At 34.6% G+C, this 13,330-nt stretch carries 11 protein-coding genes, 1 tRNA gene and 1 pseudogene; 7 read left to right on the plus strand and 6 right to left on the minus strand.

Features of this window, described 5'->3' with window-relative positions; all coding sequences use genetic code 11:
* Positions 1-57 precede the first annotated feature (57 nt).
* The 5 genes from gyrA to ACE38P_RS04410 form a co-directional block, all read right to left on the minus strand.
* Positions 58-2,760, minus strand: coding sequence for a DNA topoisomerase (ATP-hydrolyzing) subunit A (gyrA, locus tag ACE38P_RS04390; protein WP_010403949.1), 2,703 nt, complete (start codon positions 2,758-2,760; stop codon positions 58-60).
* 51 nt (positions 2,761-2,811) lie between these two features.
* A tRNA-Val gene (locus ACE38P_RS04395) sits at positions 2,812-2,884 on the minus strand.
* A 64-nt stretch (positions 2,885-2,948) separates the two neighbouring features.
* On the minus strand, positions 2,949-3,815 hold the full coding sequence (locus ACE38P_RS04400) for a tetratricopeptide repeat protein (protein ID WP_064085957.1): 867 nt from the start codon (positions 3,813-3,815) through the stop codon (positions 2,949-2,951).
* 68 nt (positions 3,816-3,883) lie between these two features.
* A complete protein-coding gene (locus ACE38P_RS04405; RefSeq protein ID WP_374699578.1) occupies positions 3,884-4,282 on the minus strand; it encodes a DUF1284 domain-containing protein in 399 nt (132 codons plus the stop codon).
* Positions 4,279-4,806 carry a biotin transporter BioY gene (locus ACE38P_RS04410; protein ID WP_353281399.1) on the minus strand — a complete coding sequence of 176 codons (528 nt, stop codon included), beginning with the start codon at positions 4,804-4,806 and terminating at the stop codon, positions 4,279-4,281. The genes ACE38P_RS04405 and ACE38P_RS04410 overlap by 4 nt, the downstream gene beginning before the upstream one ends.
* 85 nt (positions 4,807-4,891) lie before the next feature.
* On the opposite strand from ACE38P_RS04410, the gene ACE38P_RS04415 reads away from it, so the two are divergent.
* Positions 4,892-5,482, plus strand: coding sequence for a nitroreductase family protein (locus tag ACE38P_RS04415; protein WP_010403959.1), 591 nt, complete (start codon positions 4,892-4,894; stop codon positions 5,480-5,482).
* A 116-nt stretch (positions 5,483-5,598) separates the two neighbouring features.
* A pseudogene (locus ACE38P_RS04420) lies at positions 5,599-6,319 on the plus strand (IS630 family transposase); the annotation flags it as partial.
* An 8-nt stretch (positions 6,320-6,327) separates the two neighbouring features.
* On the opposite strand, the gene ACE38P_RS04425 reads toward ACE38P_RS04420, so the two are convergent.
* Positions 6,328-7,188: an IS4 family transposase gene (locus ACE38P_RS04425; protein ID WP_374699579.1), complete on the minus strand. Its 861-nt coding sequence runs from the start codon at positions 7,186-7,188 to the stop codon at positions 6,328-6,330.
* Positions 7,189-7,235: 47 nt separating this feature from the next.
* Here ACE38P_RS04425 and ACE38P_RS04430 point away from each other — a divergent pair, with 47 nt between their 5' ends.
* The 5 genes from ACE38P_RS04430 to tgt all read left to right on the plus strand — a co-directional run bounded on the left by ACE38P_RS04430 (position 7,236) and on the right by tgt (position 13,235).
* Positions 7,236-8,693, plus strand: a complete 1,458-nt coding sequence (locus ACE38P_RS04430) for an IS4 family transposase (RefSeq protein ID WP_374699293.1) — start codon at positions 7,236-7,238, stop codon at positions 8,691-8,693.
* A 668-nt stretch (positions 8,694-9,361) separates the two neighbouring features.
* The gene (locus ACE38P_RS04435; RefSeq protein ID WP_374699580.1) at positions 9,362-9,985 is read left to right on the plus strand and encodes an ankyrin repeat domain-containing protein; all 624 of its coding nucleotides are present in this window, start codon (positions 9,362-9,364) and stop codon (positions 9,983-9,985) included.
* Between the two features lie 114 nt (positions 9,986-10,099).
* Positions 10,100-11,425, plus strand: coding sequence for a hypothetical protein (locus tag ACE38P_RS04440; protein WP_374699581.1), 1,326 nt, complete (start codon positions 10,100-10,102; stop codon positions 11,423-11,425).
* 97 nt (positions 11,426-11,522) lie between these two features.
* A complete protein-coding gene (nuoE, locus tag ACE38P_RS04445) occupies positions 11,523-12,023 on the plus strand; it encodes an NADH-quinone oxidoreductase subunit NuoE (protein WP_064085503.1) in 501 nt (166 codons plus the stop codon).
* Complete coding sequence (gene tgt / locus ACE38P_RS04450; protein ID WP_254229541.1) at positions 12,024-13,235, plus strand: tRNA guanosine(34) transglycosylase Tgt; 1,212 nt, start codon at positions 12,024-12,026, stop codon at positions 13,233-13,235.
* Positions 13,236-13,330 lie beyond the last annotated feature (95 nt).

Here is a 13,330-nt window from a genome sequence, read left to right on the forward strand (position 1 = left end):
AATATTATAGATTAATCAATAGAAATTTGCACTATTTGTTTAACCTTTGCTATACAGTTAAGAAGAAACAGAGTTGTCAATTTCGGAAATACTATCTTCAGTGGAATCGGGATCCTCAATTTTCGCTACTGACACCACCTTTTCTCTACTCTCTGTTTTAAACAGAGTGACTCCTTGAGTGCTACGTCCTGCAATTCTGATATCATTTACTGAAATACGAATTAACTTTCCTTTATCTGTAATAAGCATGATATTATCACCCTGTTCAACTGGAAAGCTAGCAACAACATTACCGTTTCTGTCGGTAGTAAGGATATTTGTAATACCAACACCACCTCTATTTGTTACCCTATACTCGTACGCAGAAGTTCTTTTACCAAAGCCATTTTCAGTAATAGTTAATATGAACTCCTCATTCATTGCAAGTTTTAAGAACAGTTTGTTATCTATTCCTAAATCATTCAAAGTCTTTTCCAATTTAGAATCAATGGAGTTATTAATTGCAGTCCCCAGTCTTTTTGCAAGTGGAACTTTTAAGTAAAGTTCTTTTGTTTCTGTTGCTACACCTATCCCATTTAATATGGTCATAGATATCACGCTGTCATTCTTTGCAAGTTTGATACCTCTTACGCCATCTGAATTGCGACTTTTAAATTGACGCACATCACTTACAACAAATCTGATACTTTTGCCGAATCTTGTTGAAAGAAAAACATGATCAATTTCATTGCATACTTTAACTGATATTAACTTATCTCCTTCATCGAGCTTGATTGCTATTTTTCCATTGCTTGGAATATAGTGAAAATCTGCTAAAGAGTTGCGCCTTATGTTCCCATGAGCAGTAGCAAAAACTATGTTTTGATTTTCGTCATTTTCACTTGGTAATGGCATTATATTAGTTATAGTTTCACCATCGCTAAGCGGGAATATATTAACAAGTGCTCTTCCACGTGCAGTTGGCTCTGCAATAGGTAACTTATAAACTTTTAATCTATAGACTCGGCCAATATTAGAAAAGAATAAAAGGCTAGTGTGGGTATTCCCAACAAATAATTTTGTGGTTACATCCTCTTCTTTTAATCCTTGTCCTAGCTTTCCTTTTCCACCACGACGCTGAGTTCTATAATGAGAAAGCTTCACACGCTTGATATAACCATTCATAGTTACGGTTATCACCATATCCTCTTGTGGAATTAGATCTTCAGCTTCAATGTCCGTATCTGATTCCTCTATTGAAGTTTTTCGCGGCACAGTAAATCTGTTCTTTATTTCTTGTAGATTGTTTTTTATTTCTTTCATCAACTTCTCTCCTGAGCCAAGAAAAGCGATATATTCTTTTATCAGGTTGATCATTGAACTTAGCTCAGCTTCTAATTTGTCTTTTTCAAGGCCTGTTAAACGTTGCAATTTCATGTCAAGAATAGCTTTCGTTTGCAGCTCAGTTAATCTATACACTCCGTCTTTCAAAAAGCTTGTGCTGTCTGAGATTAATCCAATAATTGTGTTTATCTCAGCTGAAGTTTTCCATTCTTTATTTAAAAGTTCTCTACTTGCTTCCGCAGGATCTTTTGCACCACGGATGATTTTTATCACTTCATCTATGCTCAAGACCGCAATGTAGAGCCCTATGTATATATGAGCTTTTTCCCTCGTTTTTCTTAGACGAAACTCTGTTCTCCTGATTAATACTTCTTTTCTAAAATCAATAAAAGCAGCTATAATTTCTTTCAACGACATCAAAGCAGGCCTGTTGTTGTTGAGGACTAAAGTGTTAACACTAAAACTACTTCTTAGTGGAGTTAGTCCCAATATTTGATTAAGTATAAAACTTGCTTCAGCATTTCTTCTGAGGTCAATTACTACCCTAATACCAGACTTATCAGATTCATCCCTAATTTCTGTTATGCCATCAATTCTTTTTTCTTTTACAAGCTCACCTATCTTCTCAATTAATTTTACTTTATTTACCTGGTAAGGTATTTCATCAATCACTATTGCTTGCCTATCTTGTGACAGGTCTTCCATGTGAGTCTTGCCTTGCACAACAATTGATCCACGACCCGTTGCAAATGCTGATCTTATTCCAGACCTTCCAAGAATCGTTCCCCCAGTTGGGAAATCCGGTCCTGGCATCACTTCAAGTAACTCATCCAAAGTAACTTCAGGATTATCTATATATAACATACAAGCATCTATTATTTCTCCAAGGTTGTGAGAAGGAATATTGGTTGCCATACCAACTGCAACACCGCTTGCACCATTTACCAATAGATTCGGAAATTCTGCAGGCAGTACAACAGGCTCTGTTTCATTTCCATCATAGTTTGGCCTAAAATCAACTGTATCTTCGTCAATATCATTTAGTAAAAAATGCGACACTCTGTGGAGCCTTGCTTCTGTATATCGCATTGAAGCTGGCGGATCTCCATCTATCGAACCAAAGTTACCTTGCCCATCAATAAGTGGTAAAAGAAGAGAAAAATCTTGAGCCATCCTGACCAAGGAGTCATAGATAGCCATGTCACCATGTGGGTGATATTTTCCCATTACATCCCCGACTATACGAGCTGCTTTTTTATACGGTTTACCGGCATCGAACCCAGCCCTCGACATTGCGTATAATATGCGCCTATGAACAGGTTTAAATCCATCTCGCACATCAGGTATAGCTCGACTTATGATCACACTCATTGCGTAGGAGAGATAAGAATCCTCTAGCTCTTTCACTATTGAAACTGGTACTATGTTGTCTTGCATTTTCTATACTTTGATTGAAATAATTGTAATATTAATATTCAACTAGGCTAATGGGCAATGACAGACTTGAACTGCCGACCTCCTCGGTGTAAACGAGATGCTCTACCAGCTGAGCTAATTGCCCCTCTAGATATAATTCTATAGTTCAATGTTGTTGTTGTAAACAAAAATAGCGATACAAGCAACTCTTATGGAATCGCTGGGTGCGCACTATGGAGTTGTATAAATTTTAGCCTTGCTACTACCTTGTATAAAGGTATTCTTTCACTTGCATTTTTTGACATGTTCAACAACTTTGAATAACATGCTGTGGCATTTTTAAAATCTGAGAGCTTATCTAGAATAACAGCTAAATTATAGGTATAAAAAATATTGTTTTGATCTAAAGAAATTGCTGCTTTCATATATTCTTTAGCTTTTACGTAATCCCCTTTTTTCATATAGATCAAACCTAAATTTGCTGATAAAGGGGCGCTATTTCTGAGTGTATCATACAATTTCAACATTTCACTCAATGCTAAATTAGGATCATATTGTGAGATTATCGTCAGAAAATTCTTTAATACATAAGGGTTGCTAGGATATTCTTTTAACAGTCTTGTGTAAATCTCTACAGCTTTTTTAAATTCTTTGTTAGCGTAATAGATATTCCCTAGTCCAATTAAAGCACTTTCATGATAAGGAAATTTTGCGATAATCTGATTGAGGAGAGAAGTAGCTGTTTCACTATCTCCTAACTCAAAGGAATCTTTTGCTTTTTTTAAAATAGAGTATATGTCAAAATTCTTGCCAGAATTCTGCGAAATTTTGATATTAAATTTGTCACTTTTTCTCTCGATAACATCAAGATCTTTATATTTTTTATCAGCTTTTATATGCTTGACAACACTATCAAAGACCTTCTGTATCTCCAAATTTTCACTAGCATAGGTAACAGAAGACCTCCATAAAATCACAACGCAAATTAACATGCAGACAAACATAGATCCTAGTGTTGTGGCATTGGCTGCAGCGCGTAACCAGTAAATCTTATTTCTTTGAACTATACGCAACACATTACAAATTCATAAATGCTAAATTACTTATCTAATATAATAATAAAGATATTATTAATTGGCAGATACTATTTAGAATGAGTTAAAAGAGCACTTCTACAGATTCCATATGGTTGCCAATTACACTCCTTACATGCGTAGTCAAATTTCTCTAAAGACATTTTCTTTCTAATTCTTTTTACTGCTTTACTCCAGGTCAAAATCTCGCCAATTTTTATTCCTAAAATTTCCATATGCCTTCTATCTAGCTCTAAAACTTTAGCTTGTGTGGTACATTTACCTTGTTTAGTCTGGTTTGGGCAAACACTACAAATAGTGTCAAGATTATCAACTACTTCGATTTTAGTATTAGGATCACTAATTACTTTACTTCCTATCTTTTTGTAATTTTCTACAAAGCTCTGAGAATATCCATACCCTTGAAATGCAAGAGTGCACATAAAATGATGAGGACGAAACCTTATCACTTTTTCAAATACTGCAAAGCTGCTACAAGTAGAAAAATTTTTACCAAACCAGGAAGGATGAATGGTAAAACACCTACCATTATTGCTTGTTTCAGACCCACGTAAATAGTAAGCCAACTAATACCACAAATAAAGATTACGACTGTACCCGCCAGACAACTTAAAGAATTACACATAAATGATTTATATTTAGAGTTCAGTAATTCATTTACTCTGCTCATTACTACAACAGCAACTAAACAGCCAATCAAATATCCACCTGTTGGCCCGAGAAAAATGTGATGACCACCAGAAAAATTCGCAAAAACAGGAAATCCTGCTGCACCAAGTGATAGATATGTAAGCACAGAATAGAATGCTGTTCTGCGGTTAAATTTAAGCCCAATAAGCATTACTCCTAAAGTTTGCAATGTGATAGGCACAGGCTGCAATGGTATGCTTATTTGAGCCATCAAGAATAAAAGTAAAACGCAAGACAATATTTCAGCCAGTGTTGATCTGCTGCTAGATTGTGTTATAAACATACTTTCCCAATAAAAATAACTTATTAAATGTCATATATGTGTATGAGAGGTTTTGCAATTTAAATTTTGCTCATATTGTGCTACAATGAATTATTTATGCACTATTAAATTAAAAATGATGAGTAAACAAGATCTATTATCGTTGATGAAAGCAAGACACAGCGGACGTTCATACGATCCTACAAGAGCAATATCTCAGGAAGACATGGATATTTTAATGGAAGCTGTAAGGCTGACTCCCTCATGTTTTGGTGATGAACCCTGGAGATACGTAATATGCAACAAACAGAACAATCAAAGCGCATGGGAAAAGCTGCTAAATTGCCTTGATGAATCTAATCAAAAGTGGGCAAAAGATGCACAAATACTAATTATATCTCTAAGCGCTAAGAATTTCCGTAAATCTGACAAAGGTGAAAATTTTTGGGCTAATCACGATACTGGTGCAGCAAATTATGCACTTATGCTACAGGCTGCAGCTATGAACTTAATGGCTCATCAAATGGGTGGATTTGATAGAGATAAAATAGTAGAAAAATTCAACATATCCGATGATTTTAATGTAATGTCAGTGATAGCGGTTGGTTACGAAGAAGATGGCGCTGAAACAAGTAAGAAGAAAAGAAGACCAATAGAAGAAATATTTTTTTATGATGAGTGGCCAAAAACTAGTTAACTTACTTTGACCACCCCTCTCTCAATACCTTAAAAATAGGATTATCTGGTAAGTATAGCTCTTTTCATAATAGTCCAAACGAGGTAAAATAAGGTTTTATAGTAGTGAAGGTAAGGATGCCAGCAGCATATAGTTATAAAAAAAGCAATGGAAGCACTAGAAGAAGGAGAAAGCAGGGAAACGGTGGCAGCAAGATTTAAAATTGGAAGAACTACGTTATGGGAGTGGCAGCAAAGAAGAAAAGAAACAGGAGATTTTCAGTCAAAAAAACTTGGAAATGGAGGTTATAATCACAAAATTACTGACTGGAATAAATTTACTGAATTTGCTAAAAAATATGGTGGTATCGGAAATGGCTAAGCTTTGGAGCAATGTTAGTATCCCAACGATCCATCGAGCTCTTAAAAAAATTGGACTCACACGCAAAAAAAGACATATGGATACAAAGAAAGAAACGAAGAAAAACGCGCTGAATTTTTGAAAATTATAGCAACAAAAGAACCTCAAAACTTAGTTTATATAGATGAGTCTGGACACCGAGTTATGGATATTGCCAGAAGGGACAGAGGTTTTATGCTCTAAAATCTGGTAAAAAAATTCAACGAATCAGTATGATTGCAGCCTTAAACGGCAGAAAAATAGTTGTTCCGTTAACATTTGAAGGCCACTGTAATATGGATATCTTTAATAAATGGTTTGAGCAGTTTCTGACACCGATTTTGAAACCTGGACAAACTGTTATCCTTGATAATGCTACTTTTCATAAGTCTAATAAGATTTGCTAAAGGAGTTGGCGCAGAAATTTTATATCTACCGCCTTATTCTCCCGATTTTAACACTCACTTTTACCCACAATTTTGAGAGGTCATGATGTGAAGCATAACTATGCTCTCCTTAAGATTTTCATAGCCCCGCCATAGAGTCATAGCCCCTGGTAAATTATCACTTTTTCTATTCATAAATCCACCTAATTTTCCTAACCAAATAATAGCTTGTTTTATGTTTGGAGGTTCTTCTGGCAATGTAGCTACTTTATGCTCACGTATGAAAAGGGCCTTCCACTCTTCGTTGCTTAAAATTTTAGTACAGGTTTCCATGGGATTTGATAAAGCGACTTTTGTTAAATATAAAATTTTAAATGCAATAATGCTCTTTATAGCAATTAATTTCTGTAGCCTTTCCTTTGTAGTTAAACGAGAGCTTTCTATTTTACATCCTGATTTTAAAACCCTGAAATACTCCTCAATTTTCCATCTTAGCTTATACCAATTTATCCTTTCTATAGCATCTAAAGTGCTATTAACTGGTACATTAGTCAGCAAAGTCCAATCAATAGCTTCCAATCCTTCAGGAGGATTTGTTTCTTTTGCACTTACCACATATACAGGGATTTTATCACTTATTTTATGCACTGTGTCTTTTGATCCATAAATTGAAGAAGATCTGATAGGTATATAGCCTTTCATATACTTAACTTCAATATTAGCTTTCCTTGATCTTTGGTTTCCACCTTTATTAACTTCTAGAGAAATTTTCTTCTTTACTGGCAGTTGAGTGATGCGTGTTTGCAAATCTGTTTTTCCAATTTCAGTACAGATAAATCTTCTATTAGTTCGATTACGGATTACATAAAAACTACCTAATGTCTCAGTGATCCATAAAAATTTGAAGATATCTGCCTCTCTATCACCCTCACTTTTACCCACAAATAAAAAAGTGAGTAAAATGGATACCAAATAAATTTGGGATTAAAATGAGTGAAGTAAGTACAAATGTGCAATATACTGATGGCTTAGGGGATAAATGGCTGGAAAGAGAGTTAAAACACGTTAATTTAGGAGATACAAGACTTAATAAGAGACTTATTAAAACAGGCTATTGTATAGAGGGTAAGGCGTCTGGATCAATTAATCAAAGCTGTAGTGGATGGAAAGAAGCTAAGGGTGCATACAGATTATTTAGCAATGAAAAGCTTAAGGATAAGGAAATTTATTCTTCCCATTACAAAGAAACTATGGAGAGAATGAAAGGAAATCAGTTTGTTTTTTCAGTTCAAGATACAAGTTATTTGGATTTTGACTCTCATATAAAAACTAAGAGGCTAGGTAGTATTTCTAAAGCTTATACGAAGCATAAAATGGGTTTACTGTTGCACAGTGCCTTAATAGTCAGCAAAGACGGATTGCCTTTAGGTCTATCTTCTCAACAATGTTGGGCACGTTCTATTAGGGAAAAAGAAACGTCACAAGAAAAAGCAAACAGGAAATACCGTACCTCCATAGAAGAAAAAGAAAGTTATAAGTGGATAACAGCTCTCAAAGAAAGCATAAACAACCTTCCTGCAAATGTACAACTTGTTACCCTTGGTGATAGAGAGGCAGATATCTTCAAATTTTTATGGATCACTGAGACATTAGGTAGTTTTTATGTAATCCGTAATCGAACTAATAGAAGATTTATCTGTACTGAAATTGGAAAAACAGATTTGCAAACACGCATCACTCAACTGCCAGTAAAGAAGAAAATTTCTCTAGAAGTTAATAAAGGTGGAAACCAAAGATCAAGGAAAGCTAATATTGAAGTTAAGTATATGAAAGGCTATATACCTATCAGATCTTCTTCAATTTATGGATCAAAAGACACAGTGCATAAAATAAGTGATAAAATCCCTGTATATGTGGTAAGTGCAAAAGAAACAAATCCTCCTGAAGGATTGGAAGCTATTGATTGGACTTTGCTGACTAATGTACCAGTTAATAGCACTTTAGATGCTATAGAAAGGATAAATTGGTATAAGCTAAGATGGAAAATTGAGGAGTATTTCAGGGTTTTAAAATCAGGATGTAAAATAGAAAGCTCTCGTTTAACTACAAAGGAAAGGCTACAGAAATTAATTGCTATAAAGAGCATTATTGCATTTAAAATTTTATATTTAACAAAAGTCGCTTTATCAAATCCCATGGAAACCTGTACTAAAATTTTAAGCAACGAAGAGTGGAAGGCCCTTTTCATACGTGAGCATAAAGTAGCTACATTGCCAGAAGAACCTCCAAACATAAAACAAGCTATTATTTGGTTAGGAAAATTAGGTGGATTTATGAATAGAAAAAGTGATAATTTACCAGGGGCTATGACTCTATGGCGGGGCTATGAAAATCTTAAGGAGAGCATAGTTATGCTTCACATCATGACCTCTCAAAATTGTGGGTAAAAGTGAGGGTTAAAACCTATCGCTTCTTTAACTTTCAGTGTAGTTGTATTAACTCTAAATAATCTACTTAATATAGACATAATTATATTTAAAATTTTAATAAAACGCTATTATGATTATTTCTATATGTAACGTCAATAAAATTTTAACTAAAATTAAGAAATTAATTTTTAAGTACTCTAAGATAATACGCTAATAAACCCAGATTTCCCATAGACAATATGTTTCCTTTGAAACCATATAATAAATTTAGCAGCTTGTTGACAACAGAAATTCCTTTACAAATCCCCCAAATACCCTTACCATGACATCAAAGGTATTTATGACTCAAAACTTGTTTTGATCTGCAGGCTCAATGACAAAATTCAGTAAAAAACTCAGAGTATTTATTGGCGAATTACATAAAATTATAGCGGCTTTTTTTATTTTTTCTACATTCAGCCAAATCGCGCTTATTTTAAGCGTTAGCACATTATTACGGCGCCAATTTACATTATAAAACTCACTACTAGGGGATTCTTTTGCCTTTTTTCCATCTAGTTAATTTCTTAATGTTTATAATCCCGCTACGTGTTAGTGATATAACTATACAAGAAGTAGTAGAAAGCTAGCTTGCATTAGCTTTATTTGTTATAATTACATTCGGTTTTATAAAGTGAGGAGTAAATATGCCAGAAGTTACTGGGGAAGATTCTAATAAGGAAAGTAGAATAGAAAACGAGCTACAACAGGATTATGAATATGAATTGATTAAAAGTTTATTCATGTTTCCTGATAGGCGTCATTTGGTAGATATTGCTGAAGCTACAAAAGGCTCGTTTGATAATTTAATGTGTGCGTGGCTTGTTACAACTGAGTTGACAGACAGTCAAGAAGAGTTAGATGAGGAATTGCTATCTATTTTTAGTGCAATGAGATCTTTGAGTGCAGGAGATAGTTACCGACAACTTCAAAAGTTTTTATTAAATAATAAAGATAATCAAAATCTAAAAACCGTTCTTAATTGTGAAAGGGGAGAGTCTAGTTCGACGATATTGCACATAATATCAAGTATGGCTTGGGCAAGAAAACAATATGATTGTGCCGTAAGTTTGCTTTTAGAAGCAGGAGCTGACCCTAATACCAAGAATGATAAAGGAAGGACACCATTACACTATGCTACTGGACCTTATAGTATAGCTGCTCTCTTAGAAAAGGGAGCTGACCTTAATGCAGAAGATAATGAAAAAAAAACGCCTTTGCATCATGTTGCTAGTGTTGGTTGTTCTGAAGGCGTAGTTTTACTCTTATAGAAAGGAGCTATTTCTGATCAAGGTGATAAACAAGGAAAAACTCCTCTGCAAGTTGCACGTGATAATCATCATGAACATATTGAAAAGTACTTTGTGACTTATAAGCGAGAGAAGTTGAGTGATAAGTTACGCTCTATAATGGAAACAAAAGACTGGTTCGAAGATGGTTCAGGTTACGTTTTAACTAAGAGACAGGGGGGCTTGAGAAGAAAGTTGTTGGATATAGTAAATAACTCAGAAGGTGATTCAGTTGTTGAAGATCTACAAGAATTCTTAGATGATTTTGGGAATGATCAAGATCTAAGAATGGTTTTGAATCTTCGAAGTAATGAAGGAGAGTTGCAGGTGCATCAACATGCTAAAAATCTTGATTCTTTTGCTCGTTCAGGTACTGATGAAAGAGCAAATAAATTTGAAGTAAAAAGATTACTTTTGAAAGCAGATGCAATCAATTTACAATGGTCAAGTTATGATGAGAAGGAGTATTATTCTAGGGATTTATGGAGTAATTTACCGCCGAATCGACAGATAAAGCTAAAAGAATTTTTAGATAAAGTTTCTAAAGCTCAAAATATGGATGAACTAGAAGGAGTTGTAAATGAGGCTATTCTCTCAGGAGGAAGGATTAATAGACGATTTTCTCAAGATAAGAAGCGTAATTTTACAGATTGTGTTATGGAAAGGATTGGTGAGTTAGGAAAGAATCCTGAAGTTGCAAGCAAGATAGTATGCAAGTTGGTATCAATAGGGGCAGTGTTATATAATAAAGATAATATGAAAGTAATTGATACACTAGAATCTGAATTTAAAGAGCACAAAGAAAATATGATAGAAGCTTATCTAGATTATCTAGAGAGTACCCTAGATTTTATGGAAGTTATAAAAGGAGCAGTTATTAATGGTATGGTAAAGAATGCAAAAATAGATAACACTACTTTATACTCGGAATATTCCGAAGATAGTATAATAAATGTTGCAAGGCTCACAGAAAAAGCTAGTGAGTTAAGGCGAGCTCAGGGAAACATAGACTATGAAAGAGATATAATAAAGATTGGTAAAAGTGAGGTAGCAATTATAACAAAGAATGGTATAAGGAATTACACCAATCTTGCGGACGATAGTGATATAGTGTTGACTTTCCCTACCACTAAGGGAGAGTTAGACGTTAGGTTATATCCTGATAAGCAAAATAAAGACTGGATAAAGGTAGAAGTAAGAGATCAAGAGAGGTTGAAAGAATTAAAAGATTGTGGAGAAGAAATAGGAAAAAATTGCTTATTTGGTGGTTACTCAGTTTACAATGCTATTGAACGTGGGTACTTTGAAAGGCCTGCAGGAATTTTCCAGGGAGAAAGATTACAAAGTGGTGAAAAAGTTTCTCATGTAGATCAATTACAAAGTAAAAAAAATAATAAGGTACGTCAAATTGGATTATACTAAGCTTGGTTTACAGTAGGTCTTAGATTATGCAAGAAGTCTAATTGCAATTGTTAACTCTTCAAGTATAATTTGTTGAGATTTACATGAACCTTATTAGATGAAAGAGAAAGAAGAGCAGTTTAGTTTTACACCAGACAATCTTAGCAAAGCAAAAAAGTCTATAGAGATGTATCCTAAAGGTAGAGAAGGAAGCGCTGTTATGCCTTTACTGTATCTAGTACAAGAACAATGCGGATGGGTTTCTGAATCTGCCATGCGCTACGTTGCTGACATGCTTCATATTCCACATATTCGCGTATATGAAGTGGCAAATTTTTACACCATGTATAATTTAAAGCCAGTAGGTAAATATCTAATACAAGTTTGTAGAACAACTCCTTGCTGGTTATGTAATAGCGAAGAAGTGTTAAATACCTTTAAAAAGAAACTAGGAATCAATATCGGTGAAACCACTAAAGATAATCTATTTACTTTAAAGGAAGTTGAATGTCTTGGTGCATGTGTTAATGCCCCTGTTGTACAGATCAATAACGATTTTTATGAAAACCTCACTCCTGAAAAAGTGGAAAATATCATAGCAGAACTTTCAAGTAAATAGATGGAAAAGTTCTCGTTTAGGATAACCAAGCAATCAGGTTCTGCAAGAGTTGGAACGATCAAAACTCCAAATGGAAGTATAGAAACACCAGCATTTATATTTTGTGCAACCAAAGCTGCTATTAAAGCTGCAGATATCGAGAGAATCAGAGAAGCAGGTACTCAGATAATACTTTCCAACACCTATCACCTAATGCTCCAACCGGGAGAGGATACTGTGGCAAAGCTTGGTGGCTTGCACAAGATGATGGGATGGAGTGGGCCAATGCTCACTGATTCTGGTGGATACCAGATATTTAGTTTAGGACACGGATCAGTTTCAGAAGAGATAAAGGGAGTAAGACAGAAACAAAAAACTCTGATCAAAATTAACGAGGATGGGGCAATTTTTCGTTCTTACATAAATGGTAAAACTTATTGTCTAACTCCTGAAAAGTCGATACAAATTCAACAAAAATTAGGTGCAGATTTAATCTTAGTTTTAGATGAATGTACTCCATTTCACGTCAGCAAGGAGTACACAAGGAAATCGATGCTCATGAGCCATAGATGGGCTGAACGTTCTTTAAATGAATTTGAAAAAAATAATAATGGCAAACAGGTGCTTTATGGAATTAGTCAAGGCGGAGTGTATCAAGATTTGCGTAGAGAAAGTTGTGATTTTATCAACGATTTGCCATTTTTTGGTCAAGCAATAGGTGGATCACTTGGTCAAAGTAAAGAGCAGATGTATGATGTAGTTTCCTTTACTATGGAACATTTAAAAAAAGATAGGCCTACTCATTTGCTTGGTATTGGTGGAATTGTAGACATTTTTCGTGGAGTAGAGCTTGGAGTTGATACATTTGATTGCGTGCATCCAACTCGCCTCGCAAGACATGGTGGCGCGCTTGTTAAAGTAAAAAATAGAGATTCTATTTCTTCAAAGTGCAAAGAGCATATTAATTTGCGAAATCAACGATTCGAACTAGATGATAACCCAATTGAGAGTGATTGTTTGTGCTTTACCTGCAGAAAACATTCAAGAGCTTATATACACCATCTACTGAAAGCTAAAGAGTTGCTGGCTTATACACTCGTTACCATTCACAATGTTTTCTTCATGAATAAGTTGATGGAATCAATAAGACAAGCAATATTGAATGATAGGCTAGATCAGGAAAAAAATAATTGGATTAGTGAAATACCGCTGCATTGTGAATTATATACCTAGTTCATATTTTGCACATGTGCGTTGCATTTTTTAATCTTCTTTAAAAACTTGACAGTACATTATATATACGGATATACTAGAAATATAATTTTTGT

Source organism: Wolbachia endosymbiont (group A) of Limnophora tigrina (assembly GCF_964263225.1).
Taxonomy (GTDB): Bacteria; Pseudomonadota; Alphaproteobacteria; order Rickettsiales; family Anaplasmataceae; genus Wolbachia.

What these genes read in the sequence shown, in the direction of transcription:
- gyrA (WP_010403949.1), bottom strand. Translation starts at nt 2,760, where the DNA reads ATGCAAGACAACATAGTACCAGTTTCAATAGTGAAAGAGCTAGAGGAT.
- ACE38P_RS04410 (WP_353281399.1), bottom strand. Translation starts at nt 4,806, where the DNA reads ATGTTTATAACACAATCTAGCAGCAGATCAACACTGGCTGAAATATTG.
- ACE38P_RS04415 (WP_010403959.1), top strand. Translation starts at nt 4,892, where the DNA reads ATGAATTATTTATGCACTATTAAATTAAAAATGATGAGTAAACAAGAT.
- ACE38P_RS04430 (WP_374699293.1), top strand. Translation starts at nt 7,236, where the DNA reads ATGAGTGAAGTAAGTACAAATGTGCAATATACTGATGGCTTAGGGGAT.
- ACE38P_RS04435 (WP_374699580.1), top strand. Translation starts at nt 9,362, where the DNA reads ATGCCAGAAGTTACTGGGGAAGATTCTAATAAGGAAAGTAGAATAGAA.
- nuoE (WP_064085503.1), top strand. Translation starts at nt 11,523, where the DNA reads ATGAAAGAGAAAGAAGAGCAGTTTAGTTTTACACCAGACAATCTTAGC.
- tgt (WP_254229541.1), top strand. Translation starts at nt 12,024, where the DNA reads ATGGAAAAGTTCTCGTTTAGGATAACCAAGCAATCAGGTTCTGCAAGA.